The 17,160-nt window shown below is 38.7% G+C and carries 16 protein-coding genes; 3 read left to right on the top strand and 13 right to left on the bottom strand.

The features are described from left to right. The first annotated feature begins 41 nt into the window (after positions 1–41). From ACWU4D_RS10760 to ACWU4D_RS10750, 3 genes are all read left to right on the top strand, one after another. Entirely contained in the window at positions 42–1,019 is a 978-nt protein-coding gene (locus ACWU4D_RS10760) for a TRAP transporter substrate-binding protein (protein ID WP_456051424.1), read from the top strand. Positions 1,020–1,079: 60 nt separating this feature from the next. Further along, positions 1,080–1,595 carry a YhcH/YjgK/YiaL family protein gene (locus ACWU4D_RS10755; RefSeq protein ID WP_456051423.1) on the top strand — a complete coding sequence of 172 codons (516 nt, stop codon included), beginning with the start codon at positions 1,080–1,082 and terminating at the stop codon, positions 1,593–1,595. A 242-nt stretch (positions 1,596–1,837) separates the two neighbouring features. Next, entirely contained in the window at positions 1,838–2,596 is a 759-nt protein-coding gene (locus tag ACWU4D_RS10750) for an IclR family transcriptional regulator (RefSeq protein ID WP_456051422.1), read from the top strand. Between the two features lie 59 nt (positions 2,597–2,655). Here the strand turns inward: ACWU4D_RS10750 and ACWU4D_RS10745 are convergent, their stop codons facing one another. The 13 genes from ACWU4D_RS10745 to ACWU4D_RS10685 form a co-directional block, all read right to left on the bottom strand. Continuing rightward, entirely contained in the window at positions 2,656–2,799 is a 144-nt protein-coding gene (locus ACWU4D_RS10745) for a hypothetical protein (RefSeq protein WP_456051421.1), read from the bottom strand. Positions 2,800–3,054: 255 nt separating this feature from the next. Further along, positions 3,055–3,963, bottom strand: a complete 909-nt coding sequence (locus ACWU4D_RS10740) for an SMP-30/gluconolactonase/LRE family protein (protein ID WP_456051420.1) — start codon at positions 3,961–3,963, stop codon at positions 3,055–3,057. Positions 3,964–3,979: 16 nt separating this feature from the next. Then, entirely contained in the window at positions 3,980–5,089 is a 1,110-nt protein-coding gene (locus ACWU4D_RS10735) for a substrate-binding domain-containing protein (RefSeq protein WP_456051419.1), read from the bottom strand. Then, positions 5,086–6,126: an ABC transporter permease gene (locus ACWU4D_RS10730; RefSeq protein WP_456051418.1), complete on the bottom strand. Its 1,041-nt coding sequence runs from the start codon at positions 6,124–6,126 to the stop codon at positions 5,086–5,088. The genes ACWU4D_RS10735 and ACWU4D_RS10730 overlap by 4 nt, the downstream gene beginning before the upstream one ends. A 9-nt stretch (positions 6,127–6,135) precedes the next feature. Further along, positions 6,136–7,599: a sugar ABC transporter ATP-binding protein gene (locus ACWU4D_RS10725; RefSeq protein WP_456051537.1), complete on the bottom strand. Its 1,464-nt coding sequence runs from the start codon at positions 7,597–7,599 to the stop codon at positions 6,136–6,138. A 586-nt stretch (positions 7,600–8,185) separates the two neighbouring features. Further along, positions 8,186–8,779 carry an ANTAR domain-containing response regulator gene (locus tag ACWU4D_RS10720; RefSeq protein WP_456051417.1) on the bottom strand — a complete coding sequence of 198 codons (594 nt, stop codon included), beginning with the start codon at positions 8,777–8,779 and terminating at the stop codon, positions 8,186–8,188. Positions 8,780–8,807: 28 nt separating this feature from the next. Beyond that, complete coding sequence (locus ACWU4D_RS10715; protein WP_456051416.1) at positions 8,808–9,956, bottom strand: transporter substrate-binding domain-containing protein; 1,149 nt, start codon at positions 9,954–9,956, stop codon at positions 8,808–8,810. A gap of 38 nt (positions 9,957–9,994) precedes the next feature. Then, a complete protein-coding gene (locus ACWU4D_RS10710; protein WP_456051415.1) occupies positions 9,995–11,353 on the bottom strand; it encodes an amidase in 1,359 nt (452 codons plus the stop codon). Beyond that, entirely contained in the window at positions 11,340–11,501 is a 162-nt protein-coding gene (locus ACWU4D_RS10705; RefSeq protein WP_456051414.1) for a hypothetical protein, read from the bottom strand. Before ACWU4D_RS10705 ends, ACWU4D_RS10710 begins: the two co-directional genes overlap by 14 nt. Positions 11,502–11,503: 2 nt before the next feature. After that, the gene (locus tag ACWU4D_RS10700; RefSeq protein ID WP_456051413.1) at positions 11,504–12,202 is read right to left on the bottom strand and encodes an ABC transporter ATP-binding protein; all 699 of its coding nucleotides are present in this window, start codon (positions 12,200–12,202) and stop codon (positions 11,504–11,506) included. Next, positions 12,195–14,036 carry an ABC transporter permease subunit gene (locus ACWU4D_RS10695; RefSeq protein WP_456051412.1) on the bottom strand — a complete coding sequence of 614 codons (1,842 nt, stop codon included), beginning with the start codon at positions 14,034–14,036 and terminating at the stop codon, positions 12,195–12,197. The genes ACWU4D_RS10700 and ACWU4D_RS10695 overlap by 8 nt, the downstream gene beginning before the upstream one ends. After that, positions 14,018–14,887 (bottom strand): branched-chain amino acid ABC transporter permease, encoded by an 870-nt coding sequence (locus ACWU4D_RS10690; protein WP_456051411.1) that lies wholly within the window; start codon positions 14,885–14,887, stop codon positions 14,018–14,020. The genes ACWU4D_RS10695 and ACWU4D_RS10690 overlap by 19 nt, the downstream gene beginning before the upstream one ends. A 120-nt stretch (positions 14,888–15,007) precedes the next feature. Continuing rightward, positions 15,008–16,216 carry an urea ABC transporter substrate-binding protein gene (locus ACWU4D_RS10685; protein ID WP_456051410.1) on the bottom strand — a complete coding sequence of 403 codons (1,209 nt, stop codon included), beginning with the start codon at positions 16,214–16,216 and terminating at the stop codon, positions 15,008–15,010. Positions 16,217–17,160 lie beyond the last annotated feature (944 nt).

Below are 17,160 nucleotides of genomic sequence, written 5' to 3'. Positions count from 1 at the left end.
GCCAATGATCGTTTTCATTGGCTTAACTCAGGAGAAATAACATGAAGTCTTTATTAAAAGTTGTTGGTCTTACTACTACATTAGCATTGTTTTCGTCATCGGCTATGTCAGCTGTAACACTAAAGCTTGCACATGCGGCACCAGAATCAGATTTACAGCAAAATATGTCTCTGTTTTTCAAAAAAGAAGTGGAAGCTCGAACTGACGGAGATGTAAAAGTTAACATTTTCCCCAATGGTCTTTTGGGTAACGATGCACAGATGATCGATGGTTCCCGTTCCGGTATTCTGGACATTTCACTAGTTGGTCTAAATAACTACTCTGGTTTGATGCCTGAATCAGCAGCACTGACGCTGCCTTTCATATTTCCTAACCGTGAAACAGCTTACAAAGTATTAGACGGTGAAGTTGGCCAAGGTGTTATGGCTGACTTAGAAGAATTTGGCTTAAAAGGGCTTGGTTATCCTGAAAATGGTTACCGTAATATGACTAACAGCCGTGGACCAATTCGTGTTCCATCTGATGTTAAAGGTCTGCAAATGCGAGTGAATGGTTCTAAAGCATTGAATGATATGTTCGATAGTTTAGAGGCTAATCCACAACAAATTCCTGTAGCTGAGCTCTATACTGCGCTTGAAACCGGCGTTGTTGACGCACAAGACCATCCAATAGGCGTAACTCTGTCGTTCAAATTTTATGAAGTTCAAAAATATCTAAGCATGACCCAACACGCTTATTCACCTCTTGCACTCGCGATGAACCTTGAAAAATTTAATGGTTTAAGCCAAGAGCAGCAAGCAATTATCACTACGGTTGCTTCAGAGGCAGTTGCAATGCAACGTCAGTTGAGTATCGAGAAAGAAGATTCAATGATTGCAGACCTCGAAGCCCAAGGTATGAAAGTTAATCGTGATGTAGATGGTGCTGCATTCCAAGCTGCTGTTAAGCCTGTTTGGGCCGCTTTCATTAAAGAAAATGGTGATACTATGGTTAATAACATTCTAGCAGCGTCAAAATAAGTTAAACAAGTTAGCCTAATAATATGAACCCCCTATCTTTTTGAAGATAGGGGTTAAATAATGAAACATGACAACGGCAGACATGACATGTTAACTGGAACAATTAATCTAACCATAGAGCACCAATATTATCCCAAATGTATAACTCAGATTTTTGAGTACTTGAATAGCTTAGATTTAAGCAAACTTGCACTTGGCAGGCATGAGTTACCTTTATTTCCTTCAGATAAGGCATGGTTTGTTATTTTAGAATACCAAAAACAGCCGCAATCAGAATTACTACCAGAGGTACATAAATACCACAGTGATTTACAAATAGTGCTTTCAGGTAGCGAAAAGATGGCTTGGACTATTGATAACGGAAATCATACCCCCGCAGAAGCGTACAATAACACTCGTGATTTACAATTTTATCGTCCAGAAACAATTGCTCTTAATTATCTAAAGGCACTGCCTGGGCATTTTTACCTGTTTACACCAAACACCATTCATGTGACGAATATTGAAGATGGCCGAGGAGATCCCGTACGAAAATTAGTGGTAAAAATACATAACGATCTTTTGGCACCTTGCTGATAAATGATGTATGAGAGTGAGATAGTAATACAGCCAAAGGACGCTCAAATATACCCAACAATGAACAGCTTGTCTTAGATTGAATTAAATGGCACTGGTGCTATCTTTCCGAAAGATTTACACTTATTTAAAAAATTAAAAGTGAATTCATTTATTGTAGGAAGCGCTTTAACGAGTCGCGAAGACAATCAGATGGCACAACCTTCTCACAGCAAAATAGCTAAACATTGGTAACGACTTTCATGAGTGAACATATTAAATCATTGGCAAAAGCACTGACAGTATTAGAGTTTTTAGGTCAGTTTCCGAATGGGATTTCCTTACAAAAAATTTCGGATGCGACTGGAATGACCAAATCATCGGTCCACCGGATTTTAGCAACCTTTGAAATGAATGGTTATGTCACTCAGCTATCCTCAAATAAAGAATACCGTTTAACAATGAAATTAATGCACCTGGGGCAGGCTGCGATGAATTCAGATGTTATTGGTATCGTAAAACCTTATCTCTCCACACTATTAGAAACATTAAATGAAACGGTAAATTTCCTTTCTTTTGAAGGAGATAAAATTGTTTTTAAAGATAAACTTGAACCACAAAACGCCGCATTTAGAACAAGGACTTATGTGGGGATGTATTCACCAAAGTATTGCTCTGCCGCAGGCAAATGTTCACTGGCCTTTATTGATGAAAACCTAAGAGAGTCATATTGGCAAAGAAACTCTAATGTGATGAAACAGTTAACCGCCAATACTATTTTAGACAAAAAACAGTTTTTTGATGTCTTAGACAGCATTAAAATAAACGGTTTTGCGTTAGATGATGAAGAGAATGAAGCGGGTATTTCCTGCGTCGCCGTTCCCATTTGTGACAAAAATGGTACCCCTATTTACGCAGTGAGTGTTTCAGCACTTACTCCCAAAATGAAAGATTTAGGCTATCAGACCATCGCAACTGAAATTAAAAAAATCACAACAAAAATAGAACAGGAGCTATTTTAAGGTATATGTAAACATTAGCCTGCCTCATTTCTACCTAGCAAGGTAAAAACTGGGAGTAATTAAAACCAAGCCGATGCAACTAAGAATGCAGTAGCACTAAGTATTACGGTCATTTTTAATAAAAATATCGCGAGTTCAAGTACAGGTGAAACCTTATTTTCAAGTACTTCAATAGAATCTGGAATTTGTTCTGATGTATTCATTGTAACCCTTCACATTTATATGATTCAGGTCACAACTATAACAAAAATGAGATATGCGTCAATTTATTTGGTAATTTAACTACATAATTAGCAAAGATAGCAACTTAATCAACTCAAATTTTGAAACTAAATTACATGAAAAACTGTGTAGAAATTGAATAATATGCGCCCCATATACTAACGGGCGCATGATTAGTGAAAGATGAGCAACGTTAAATTTACGTTTGTGAACCAATAAAGCTCAGCATTAAGACTCTAATCTTTATGGCTCTGTGTTGATAGTTTTGATATCAATTGAGTATTAATCTCAATTGCATAAACAGAAGTTGATGCCGTAATGTATAACCGAGTTTCATCTTCATTAAACGTGCAATTCGATACCATTTCAGGCACATCAATTTGACCAATAAGATGCCCAGTGGTTGGATTTATAACTAAAATACCCTCCGCTGAACTAGAATAAATCTGTCCGAACCTATCCACTGTCATACCATCTGGAATACCATTTTGGACTTCATATATAAATCGACCATTGCTCAATTTATTTCCCGACACATCAAAAGCTTTAATATGCTTATTCCCACAAGTAGGAAAATCAACAATCGACATATCAGCGACATACAATATAGATTCATCGGGTGAAAATACTAACCCGTTTGGCCTTTGAATATCCGTTGTTGCAATCGTTAATACCTGGGTAACGGGATCATAACAATACACATAACAGCCGATGATCTGACTTTCAGATTTAAACCCTTCATCATCACTAATAATCCCGTACGGCGGATCGGTAAACCAAATCGTTCCATCGGATTTTCTCTCGATCACATCATTAGGAGAATTCAGGCGCTTCCCGTCAAATCGGTCGATAAGTACTGTTGCAGTTGCGAGGTCATCACTCTTGCGTATCGAAAGACAACGCCGACCATGCTCACAAGAAACAACATTACCATTGCATAACGTAGCATTACCGTTAGAAAAGTTGGATTGGTCCGTAACCAACACCGTTTCTTGGGTGCTTTCATCATAGTAATAAAGACAATTACGTTTTACATCGGAAAAAATCAGCTTAGAGGAGTGTGGCATCCAAGCCACACCCTCACACCAACAATGTCCACTGCTTATTACTGATAGTTCAGAGTCGAGTGCAGACTTGAATGACATTGTATCTCCCTAAATTTTACTTAACTTGCCAAGATGCTTTGTAATATTCACGGTAGCCATTTTCTGGATCATACATATTGCGATCTCCACCCGCTTCATCAATATTCTCTGCTGTTACCAAGTGAGCAGGAGTAACATATCCGCTCACAGGCAAATCATTAAATAAGCGGTTAAATTCATCGATGATTTGCCAGCCGTGCAAATTTAATGGCTCAGCCACTGTTGCACTTTGGAAACTGCCGTTACGGATACGTTCGAAAGCAGATTGACTACCATCACCCGCAGAAATGTTATAAGGCCCATCACCATCTTTACGACCTAAAGAGCGCAGTGCTGGTCCCATATAATCAAAATAAAGATCGTTAATCGCGAGTGTATAGTTGTATTTATCACCATGTTTTTGCACTAAAGATGACGTTAGTTGTGGAATACGTGCCGAAGTATTTGCGAGTGGTGTATCCTCGTAACTTAATACTGAACAGCCTGCACATTTTTCAATGTACCCTTTCATAACATCCGCTTTATGAACTGCAATGCTATATAAGCCATCGGTTAAGATAACGACATTTGCTTTACCTTCTGACTTAGCAATGGCATACATCGCTGAAACTTTCGCAACATCATCTGCCGAGCTAGTGATATTTGTAGCGATAAAATACTCGTCCATTGGCCCTGGTTCAGGTGTGGCATGCCAACTAATGAGTTTAATCCCAAGTTCATTTGCTTTTTTCAATGTATGCACCATGGTGTTGGGTGTAAAACCACCAAGTACAATACCATCAGGCTGAAGTGCTAAGGCTTGCTTAAAAGCTGAAGATTGCGATGGAACACTGCCTGCCCCATCTAACACTCGAATGTTCCAGCCGATAGCTTCAGCGGCTTCTTCATAACCATCAGCAACACCCAAAACACCACTATTTTTCAAATCTGATGCGATAAAAATAATTGTTTTATCCTTAACGGCTTTTGCTCCTTTAGGTAAAGTGAAAGCCGTTTCAGAATCTGAAGACGCTTTAGCTACTACCTCTTTTGCGTACTGCACATAATCAGATGCTTCGTCTGCTAAAGCTTGTCCAGTAAAGCTTGCACTTACTAATAGAAATATTAATTTCATTTTCGTCTTCATTTTTTCACCTTTATGTTGTTTTTTGTTGCCGTTTGCTTACGTTTTTGGCTAAAACCAGCCAAGGTTATGGAGATCAATAAAATTGCGCCATTGAATAGTGGCTCAACAAAGAATGGAGTCCCTAACTGCTGCAGCCCGGAAATGCCAACACTCACCAATGAAACGCCTATTATTGTGCCCCACACATTGACACGCCCTGCTCTAAATGTGGTTGAGCCTAAAAATGCGCCAACTAATGCAGGCAGCAAATAATCTTGCCCTACAGAAGAAGAACCAATACTGATGTGTGATGCAAGAAGAACACTTGCAAAGGCAATAAGTCCGTCGGATACGACATATGAACCGACGTAGCAGGCTTTAGTATTAATACCATTCAACGATGCTGTTACTGGATTGGCTCCAACAGCGTATAACTTACGTCCTAAAGTGGTGTATTCGCTTACAAGCCACAGCACAACAGTGATAATAGCGAGATAAAAAACGACGATAGGCAGGCCTAGCAACTCGAAACCACTAAGCATGTAAAAGCTTTCAGGAAGTGCCCCAACTATTTGACGCCCTCCGGTATGCCATAGTGAGATTGAGTAAATTACCGTGCCGGTTCCGAGGGTTGCAACGAACGAATCAATATCGGCAAATGCGACAAGTGCTCCATTAAATGCACCATAAAGGCAACCACACAATACAACGATGATGGCCGCTTCTTGCCATGAGAAGCCATAACGTTGTTGGAGCGTTATGGCAAACACGTGCCAAAACGTCACCGCGAAGCCAACGTTTAAATTCATTTTACCGGTGATCATGGTGACCATCGCCGCCAATGCTAATATTGCTACGACACTTTTTTCACTTAAAAGCGCTTGTAGCGTCAACATAGAAAAGAAGGTATCGGTCGTAAAACCAAAGAGCAAAATTAATGCGATGGTTAATAGTAATAACCCGTAACGCATTGCCACTTGAGTAATAAAATTGCCCATCCCCTGTGAACGGGTTATTTCAGCTTCTAATGCTGTCGATTTAATATTTGATGCTGACATTTCTTACTCCTATTTAGAACCTGATGCATACTTCAGCAAATTTGATACGGATATTTCATCTTCAAATAACTCTTTAGTTACTTTGCCGCGGTTAAAAACCAACGCTCTGTTTGAAATATTCACAACTTCTTCAAAATCAGTCGAAATGACGATGACAGACATACCTTGAGAAATAGCCGCCTGCATAATTCGATAGATATCAGCACGCGCGCCGATATCCACGCCAGCAGTTGGGTTATCTAGAATTAAAATCGGTTTATTCAAACTGAACCAGCGAGCCAAGATCATTTTCTGTTGATTTCCGCCACTCATAGAACCAATAGCAATGTTTGGATCTTTGGGTCTGACACCGTATTTATCCATGGCACGTAGGGTGTCTTGTTGCTCAACGGAATTGAGTAATGGAGCAAGTTCCCCACGACTCAAATTAGTTGGATTCAGATTAAAGTTCTCTAGCGCACTCATCGAAGCACAAATACTTTCTTTTACCCGATCGGCAGCAACCATAGAAAACCCACTTTTAATGCTTGTCGCAGGAGATGAAATATTAACCTGTTTATTTTCGACAAAGACTTGTCCAGATTTTATGTTTAACCGACCAAAAAGAGCCTGACCAATCGCTTCTTGACCAGCATTGCGTAGGCCAACAAGAGAAACTAGCTCCCCTTTTCTAAGGCTCATATTAAAGGGTGAGAGGCTTCCAAGAACTAGATCCTTAACTTCTAGAAGTACGGGGTTATCCTTCTGTAATGGTGTTCTAAAATTCTTCTGGGTCTTAGAGCCTACCATCATGGTAACAACAGCATCTAAATCGTGATCTTTGACCAAACCAGAACCCACAATGCGTCCATCTCGCATGACTACAACGTCATCACAAATGTCGTATATTTCATCAAGTCTATGCGAAACGTAAATTAAACCAACGCCACGTTCTTTGAGAGAACGTAATACTTGAAACATTTGTTCGACATCACTCGACACTAACGACGCTGTCGGCTCATCTAGTACTAACACTTCTGCATCAGTCGCCAAGGCGCGTGCAATACCCAGTAGCGATTTTTCCGCTGCAGATAAATTAAATATCCGTTCATTAGGGTTTATATCTAGACCAACTAAGCGAAGTACCTCTACGGCACGTTTTTCAGCAGCTTTCCAGCTTATGATGCCAAATCGTTTGGGAAACCCTAGTGTTAAGCCAATGTTTTCAGCAACAGTCATCCATTCAATGAGTCCTAAGTCTTGATGGATAAAAGCAATTGGGGTTTTATCTGATGACGCTAACTGCACGGCATCTTCAACTTCTGTACCTCGAAATATAATTTTCCCAGAGGTTTTTTTATTTATTCCCGCTAACGTTTTGATCAGTGTTGATTTACCCGCTCCATTTTCACCTAACAAAGCGACGCAACGCCCTTTGTGAACACTAAAAGATGCTGAGTCTAAAGCAACAAAGTTGAAAAAGTGTTTAGTCAGTGATTCTACTGTTAATAGACTCCCCTGGGGGCTATTTGACTAACTCCATAATATTCCTCACGGTTTACCTGTTTCGATAGCTAGAAAGGTCTGCTTGATATTTGATTAACAGAGCTCTTTAACAAGATTCCGCAATGCGAAATCTTAACATCCAATAATTCCAATTTATGTTATATTGAAAAATGTTCTCGAAAAGTGAGCAAGATCGACAATTGTTAATAGTTGTTACGTTCATTAACAAGTGTGATATAGAGCAAATTTAGATGGATACGACTATATTTTAATAATCGGCTACTCCAGATTTAATGAATAGCCGCCGAAGTCATGTCTAAGACTCTGAGGTATCGAGGAAAGTACTAAATACTTGGAATTGATAGTTTTAGGGGAACAACATGAATATTAATAATCCGAATAATTATAAAAATCTATGCTTAAGGTATTAATTTCTTATTGATGAAGAGGAGGCATTATTTATTCTTAATAAATATATATAAATGTCTTGATAGATTATTCTATCAAAGCTTCCACTAATATAATATTCAATCTTTAATATAAGCTATATAATAAAAGATTTAAGTTCTCTATTTTATACTTCACTCGAGGCAATAATAGCTTCTGCTATAGTAGCTATTGAACATTTATCTTTCATAGACTTTTCTCTTAAACGTTTATAAGAGTCAGTTTCGGAGATACCTTTTAAGTTAGAAAGTATCGCTACTGCTTGTTCAACCTTCCGTCTTCCTTTTAAGGTTTCATCTAAAGAGTTTATGCGTTTTTTTAATCGTTTTTCGTGCTTTGAGAAGCCAATAGAGGTGGTTAATACGGCTAATAGACCAAATATTCGAATCGGCTTAGAAATAACGCCATGTACGTTAAAGTATTCTAGCTCGGTTAAAATTTCAGGTGTTTCGTAAGCAATAACGCCAATACGAGCAGCTGTTTCATTGCTTGCCATCCATGAAATTGAGTTTTTTGTATTGTTACTATCAATAGAAAAAATAACTGCGTCGCAACTGTTTTCTATCGCTTTAGGTGCTGGCCAAACATAGCTAACTTGGCAACCAATTCTTCTTATATGATCGATGAGCGTCTTTCGATCTGAATCATCTGGATGTATTACTAAAATCCGCATCTGTCGCAAACGTCGAAGTAATTGATAATCTTTAGAAGAAGTACTCATCTGTTCATTTATTCCTTATTATATTCCGTTAAATATCGATTGTTCGATCATAAGCGACTAAATATGGATCAGGTTTAATCGCAGATGGTGCTCTCCATAAAATATCATATTGCCCTTCTGCATTAGATTTAGCAACGTAAGGCCTCATTGTAAAATGATTGGTATCTAAATCGAGAAAAAGGTCTCCTCCTGGAGATTTGAAAACAGCGCCTGAAAGTGCAGCCAAAATACTTTCCGTATCGGTATACTCGGCATCAGATAAAGCACTAGCAAAGATATTAACAAGGGAGTATGCAACTTCACTAAAAACACAAGGTGTTTCATTTTCGCCAAATTTACTTTTAAAGTTATTATTAAACTGAGCGTTGATATCGGTACTTAATGACGAGAAATAAGGAGCAACGGATATATAACCGTCTCGTTTACCTTTATCTAGGGCTTGAATACTTGTTTCAACAGCAGTTAAAGAGGCTATCGGAGGTTTAATACCATCAACTTCTAAATCAGCATAAGCACTGAACAAACGAATACTATCTAAGCCGACGACTGTCGAGAATATAACACTAGGCTTGGTTGCTAGTAGTTGCTCTAAGCTAGTTTTTAAGTCTTCCTCTTCGGTCGAGAAGTTGAGATATTTTTCAATAACAACTTCTCCATCGCTAGCATCAAGAAATTCAGAAACGACTCGGTTGATTTCTCTTGGGTATAAGTAATCTAACCCTATTAATGCTACTTTTTTCCCATAGTGATCAAATATATATTTTAGAAGAGGCAATACTAGTTGGTTTGGTACGCCTCCTCCATAAATAACATTGGGGGAATATTCAAACCCTTCATAAACAGAAGGGTAAAATAAAATACCGTTAAAGCGCTCTATAATAGGTAAGACTGCTTTTCTACTAGATGACAAACAACAGCCAAAAATTACATTAACTCGATATTTTACTAATAATTCCGTAGCCATTTTAGCGTATAGCAAATCATCCCCTGCTGGATCTAAAATAATTGGCTTTAATAGTTTCCCTGAAATTCCTCCTTTTTCATTAATCTCTTCACAGGCTAATAAAACCCCACTTAGATGTGCTTTTTCAGGGATTGCCATCGGGCCTGATTGAGAAAAAAGAACGCCAATTTTTATTGAGTCTTGATGATTATTTTGTGGTGTTTTGTTGGGCATAAGCATTACTCTATTTAGTCGCTACAAATGGTTTATTTCTATGTCTTTATAATGGACTGTTCAAACTGCATAGCCATCGCTAATAACTTTTCGTCTTCATTGGGTTTACCCATTAGCATGATACCAATAGGTAGGCCATTGTCAGAAAACCCAACGGGTAACGTCACACAAGGGAAACCAGTCATGTTTCCTAATACACAAAACCACAACATACTTTTATGAGCATGTACTGTTTTTCCAGCAAACTCTTGCTCTTCTTCGTTTTGTGATGGTGCAGTGATGGGTAAAGTTGGCGTTGCAATTATGTCCCATTCCCCTAATTCGTTGGTTAAAGTATTGATTAACCGACTACGTAGTTTTTGAGCATGTAAAACTTCTAAGGCAGTAAGTCGAGAACCTGCTTCTAATTTAACTCTTAAGCTAGAAGAGAATCCATCAGCGTTAGCTTGTAGTAATGGTTGATGGTAAGAAGCCGCTTCACTAAATATGATGGCTTCCCACGCCTCATAATAGTTATCAACATTAGATAATTCAGCTTCTTTTACATGAGCTGATGATGCAATCAGGGATTTTTTAACAGTTTGATCGACCTCTTCGCTACTTTCTAAACCATCTCCTGTTAAGTAAACAATTTCAAGAGTGTTATTGCTCTGTTCTTTTTTAAAATCCGTTGAAGCAAAGGTTGATACATCTTTTGGGTCATTGCCTAAAAAGTAAGGCAATAACATTTCAATATCCTGCAAAGAACTTGCTAGCGGTCCAGGCGCATCTAGTGACCAACTTAATGGTAAAACACCATGACGTGACGCTCTCCCATAACTTGGCTTGAAACCATAAATACCGCAAGCTGCAGCTGGCATTCGAATTGACCCGCCAGTATCACTTCCTAATGCCGCTGCCACAATACCAGAAGCAACAGCAGCAGCGGAGCCACCACTGCTTCCGCCTGTAACATGTTCAGTATTATGAGGATTAAGCACCGGGCCTATATTGGAGTTAACATTAGTCGGACTAAAAGCCCATTCATCCATATTAGTTTTGCCAAAAATGATCACACCCGCTTCACGAAGATTCGCAACAATCGTTGCATCCTGGCCACTTGGCTCAAGAGGCTTAGCATTAGAGCAGGCTGTGGTTGGGTAGTCCTTGGTTAAATAGTTGTCCTTTATTGCAATAGGAATACCATCTAACGCACTCAACAACTTCCCAGTCGTACGACGAGCATCAGATGCCTCTGCTTGCGCTAAGGATATCTCTTTATCAAGTACTACATATGCGTTTAAATGTTTAAACTCTTCCGCCTTCTCCAATGCTTTTAGTGTTAAAGAGACAGCAGTTTCTTTACCAGAGGCTAAATCTAAGCTTTGCTGCTCTAGAGTACGATTATTTTTTAACATTGAATGCTCCTGAGTTTAATAGGTGTGCTGGCTCTTCAAATTGCGATTCAACTGGGATAGCTAATCCCGATCTAATACGATCTAAAATTTCCAGAACTTCTTGCTCTTCCGCTTTTGTTAATGGTGTAAATTGTTTATTTTTTTCCATGTTTAAACTCCTAATAACTCTTGTTGTAATGCTTTATTTTCACGTAAATCATCGCGGCTTATTACTCTATTTATTTCCCCTTTGTCCATCACATAAGCTTGTTTAGCAATGGATAAACAAAAATCTAAATCTTGCTCAGCAACCAGTATTGAGATGTTATCTTCTTTATTAATGCGTTTTAGAATGCCTGACATTTCATCAATAATAGAGGGTTGAACTCCCTCTGTGGGTTCATCTAGCAATAGGATTTTCGGTTTTGTTGCTAAGGCTCTAGCTAAGGCTAAGATTTGTTGTTGGCCACCGGATAACCCACCAGCAAGGTCGTTTATTTTTGGAACAAGAATCGGAAAATCTTCAAGAAGTTTTTCAACTATTTGATGAGCAATATGGCCATTGGCTGCAGCAGCAACAGCTATATTCTCTCTCACTGACATACGAGGAAAAACATATCGCCCCTGTGGGACATAACCAATGCCTAATTTAGCTCTGCTTGTCGGGGACTTTTCAGCTTTTACACCATCCATTTCTACGTGCCCAGCCATCGCGGGAATAGTTCCAGTCGCATATCGCATCACGGTTGATTTCCCCACACCGTTTCTGCCTAATAGTGCAACGATCTCACCCTGTTTAACTTCTAATGAGATACCTCGGATAATGGTTGTTTTTCCGTACCCTCCTGTTGCATTTAAGATTTTAAACATGCTTTCTTCTCCCTAAATAAACATCAAGTACTCTCTCGTCTTTACGTAATGATTGAATGTCACCCTCAGCAAATACTTTACCTTGATGAAGTACTGTTACTTCTCCTTCCAACGTGCGTACAAAATCCATATCATGCTCGACGATGACAACGGTTGTATGTAACGCTAAAATTTTAATTAAAGAAGAGAGTTCTCGAGTTTCTTCTTTGGTCATGCCTGCTGCTGGTTCATCTAAGAAAATAACTCTAGGAGCTAAACAAAGTACCATGCCGATATCTAACCATTGTTGTTGACCGTGCGAGAGAGCAGAAGCAGCTACATTAGATTGATCTTCGAGTCCTAACATATTCAATATTTTATGACTGACTCCTAAGGCTTGTTGATTTTGCTTAGTACGTGAATATGCAGCTACCCAAAGATTATCCAGTACTGATAAATCACCGAATATTTGAGGTTTTTGGTTTTTCACTCCCATACCATTTTCTACTCGCTCAAAAACAGCTGAATGAGTTATATCAAGATCCCCTAGGTGAACAGAGCCACTTTCAGGTTTATACATACCAACACAGGTTTTTAGAAATGAACTCTTACCTGCGCCATTGGCCCCAATTAATGAGTAAGGTTTACCTGGAATAAACGAGCGATTTACTTTATTGACTGGAATCACTCCACCAAACTTTTTAAATAAATCATTTGTGGATAAGCTTTTGGCTGGGCCAGCTTGTTGTTCGGCTTCTTTTAGGATTTCTTTTAAGGTATCACCATCAATTTTTACTGGGTTGGTATTACGCGCCGCCGCATTGGGATCAGGAAGGAACCTTTTCCATAAAAGATCTAAACTCCCTAAGATGCCATTCTTTAAGAATAATACGAGGAGAATCAATGTTGCTCCTAAGATCAAGGTAGTTTGGCCTCCAGCAGTACCACCTAAAACAAAGGATAAAATACCAATAGTCAAAGCTCCCACAAAAGGCCCAACCAATGTGCCCAAGCCACCGACCAATACATAAATAGGCGGTAAAAAAGCTTCTTGGATAGAAAATATTGATGGACTTAAAAAGTTTGACCAGAGTGCATATAGGGTTCCAGCTAAACCTGCAATTGCCCCTGCATAAGTAAAATTAAGCAGTTGATACTTTCGCACGTCGTAACCAAGTAGCGCAGCTTTCTCCTGGTCTATGCGAATGCAGTCAATAATTCGACCAAAATGGCTACTCATTAAACGACGAGTCACAAAGTAAAGTATTGAAGCGATGATAATAACGGCCATTAACGCTTGGTTAGGAGCCAAAGGTTCAGCCTCTTCGCCAAAACTAATGATAATGCCAGGAATATTAGATAAACCACTATCACCAACAATAGATGCTTCACCTACTTTGAGCTTGAATGGCTGCGCAACCGACCAAAGTAATAATGTAAATGTGTAAGTTAAAATCGTGCTTTGTAATGCCCCCATGCGGGCATAAAAAATAATATATCCTAATATGACGGCCAGAATTGCCCCAAAAAGAGCGCCAGCAGGTAATGCCCATATGATTGAGTTACCTGTGGTCGCCGAGAAATTGATTGCTACAATACTGCCAAAGTATCCACCCATTCCATAGAATGCTGTTTGACCTAGGCTTAATAAGCCACCTCTGCCCCATACGATGTCCAAACTCATTCCCAGTAAACCAAAAATAACCCATGAAGTTGAAACAAAAGCAAGATAAGGATCGATATAATAAGCTGCTATCAATGCGAATAAGATTGAAATAGCAGGTAAAGTGATCCCTGCTGATTGATAAATTTTTTCTGATAAAGTCATATTGATACCTACAGCTTTCTGCGCCATTTAACTGAAACTCCAAACGGGTATAACCAAAGCAATAATGCTGTGATGAGAAAGAAGAAAACTTCACCTATCACTGAGGATAAAAAGCTTGCAGTGATAGAAGCACCTCCACCTAGCCCTAGAGCAGTTAACACAGTTCCAGTTAATGCAACTGGTCCAGCAACAACAACGGCTAAGAAAGATTTAACGGCGAACGCTAATCCCATTGTTGGAGTAGCAGGGACGAGAGGTAATAATATTGCGCCAGCAAAACCAGCCAAACCACATCCGATAGCAAAAGTCAGTGTATTCACTTTATGTGAGTCAATCCCTATGGCTTGAGCCATTTGGGGCTGTTGTATTGAGGCACGAGCTTTCATTCCATATACCGTTTTAGTCATTAAGGTATATACAAATAAAAACATTAAAGCTGCGATGACTATCATCAATAATCGGTAGCCATCTAAGCTATATTCTCCGATATTAATGCTGAAAGATGGGATAGTGGCAACGCTTGCTGTACTTGTTCCAAACAACACAACCACTAGTTGCATGAAAAACATACTTAAGCCCCAAGTCGCTAGCATGGTGTCAAATAATCTGCCATAAAGGCGTCTAATAATAAGCACTTCTACAATTGCTCCCATTAACATGGTAAAAGCAACAGCTAAAGGTATTGATAGTAGATAAGGTACACCCAATTTTGTTAGCGTTAAGGCGGTATAAGCCCCAATCATTAAAAACTCACTATGGGCAAGATTAATGACTCCCATGAGTCCAAATACAACCGCTAAACCCATTGCAGCTATCAGCAAAATTGAAGCGCTGGATAATGATGACAGTAACACTGTCATTAGATAGTCGAATTCCATAACTTTTCTCTCAAAAAGTGAAGAAATACACTCTCTTATGAGAGTGTATACAATACTGATTACACTAATTAACTAATCTAGTTTGCTTGTTAGAGTAATTGGTAGAGTGATCAGTAAACACTAAGCTTCTGGAGTGAAATGCCCTACTAATTTAGGGTTGCTGATAAGGTCACACGTTTCGTTTTCATAACTAGGTGCAATTGCATCAAATGTTTTTATAATGTCGAAACCATAGTTATCATCACCAACCGCAATGTAAGTATTTTGTTTTACATGATGAGATCCTGGTTCAACGCTGACAAAGCCATTGGGGCCTTTGAAGTTAATATCGCCACTTTCCATAGCGGCATAAACAGGCTTAGATTTGAAAGAACCTGATTTTTCTATCGCCTTAGCCCATAAGTGCACTGCATTCCATGCTGTCACCGCTTCTGGCGAAATAGTTTGTCCTTCACCATAAGCTTTGCTCCATTTATCTAGGAAGGCCTTATTTTCTGGGTTATCTAAACTTGAAAAGTAGACATGACTTGAAACGATTCCTTCACTCGCTTTAGGTGTTAGTAATACTTGCTCATTTGCAGTACTGTAGTTTGAAGAAACAACAGGAATATTTTCTTTTAAGCCTGCAGAAGAAAATTGCTCTAAGAATCCCACTTGATTAGGACCGACTGGAATAGCAACAACGAAATCAGGTTTTGCTTTTTGAATTTTTTGAATAGTAGGAGCATAGTCTGTCACAGTCAGAGCAAGGAATTCTTCTCCGACAACTTCACCCCCAAACTGTTTTGCGTACTCGTGGTACCAAAGTGCTGAGATAGTGCCGTAGTTATAATCGGGTGCCATAATATACATTTTTGGCCCGTATTCTTTTATTGCCCATTCAACCAACGGTTTTATTTGCTGGGAAGCAGAAGGACTTACTACAAATGTTTGTTTGTCACATGCTCCACCTTCATAAAGCGTACTATAGAAGTAAGGAACATCAGCTTTTCTAAAAATTGGGCGAATAGCTTCACGAGACGAACTTGTCATGCCTCCGAACACTGCAACTGGTCTATCCTTTAACACGGTTGTATTAGCATATTGAGTATATTTACTTAGCTCTGATTGTGTATCATAAGTAATCAATTTCAGCTTTTCACCCAGTAACCCTCCTTCTGCGTTAATGTCATCAATAGCTAATTTAACAGCATTGCTTTGCATGACACCAAAGATACTAAAGCTTCCTGTAATATCATAAATAGCACTGACTTTAATTTCAGCAAAAGCTGAATTCATTCCTAAGATTGCGCTACATAAAAATGCCCTTTTGACTATATTTTTTTTCATTACTTATTTCCCTTTTTCGGCAGAACCGTAAATTTAAAGCAAAAAAAAACGCAGCTGAATAAAGCAGAAATCTATAAAAAATTTCTTATTTATTCAGCTGCGTCGCTGATAATTCGTACTTAATTTAGTTATTAAATAAACTAAGTGTTATAAGTTATATCTCACTTAAAATAATTAAGCAACTATAATATTTTATATATATTCGCCTATTTAGCGGCGAGATTTGTCAGTCTTTTTAAAATATTCACGACTTTTTAGTTAGCTTGTCACAGCCTTGTATATTGTGTCTTTGCTTGATACATTCGGGAATATTATAAGATACTAAAATAGTATTATCGGCATCTTTTGAAATTATTAATTTTTGTGGAACATCGATCGCAACCTATTGTTCACACTGCATAAATGGAGCGCCAACGTTTGGGTTTAAAAAATCAACACTTCTGTTTCTATTAATTTTAGACCAACGCTTTTGGCATTTTTTTGATGGCCTATCAGAGTGAACAGAGTCAGACATTTTTCCACTAAATTTTTGTAAAAAGATCTGCTGTTTTTTCAACAGAGTTGTGACTTCTCATCGAAACGAGATCTTCTAAAGCATGACTACAGATAGTGTGCGATAGTTCAGGTTTTGAAAGACACCAAATTCAAACATGGACACCGTTATAACCACCATTTGGACACCTGTAGTAGTACGTTAAATTTGGTCACTTCGTTAGAGGTCATATCATCACCTTATAAATTAATAGGCGACACTATGAAAAAACGTACAAGACAACTATTTAACCCAGAATTTAAGTTAGAAGCAGCACAACTTGTTCTGAATCGGAGCCCATAATTGCCTCTCTGACTCGGATAGAGATAGGCCAACCAACTCTCTTTCTCTCATTGTTTAAGCCCAAGATCGAGAATGGCATCGAACTACACAAACGGATACAAACCATCTA

Source organism: Vibrio phycocola (assembly GCF_053850235.1).
The sequence above is the reverse complement of the archived record's forward strand: the minus strand, read 5'-3'. Positions and strand labels throughout refer to the sequence as shown.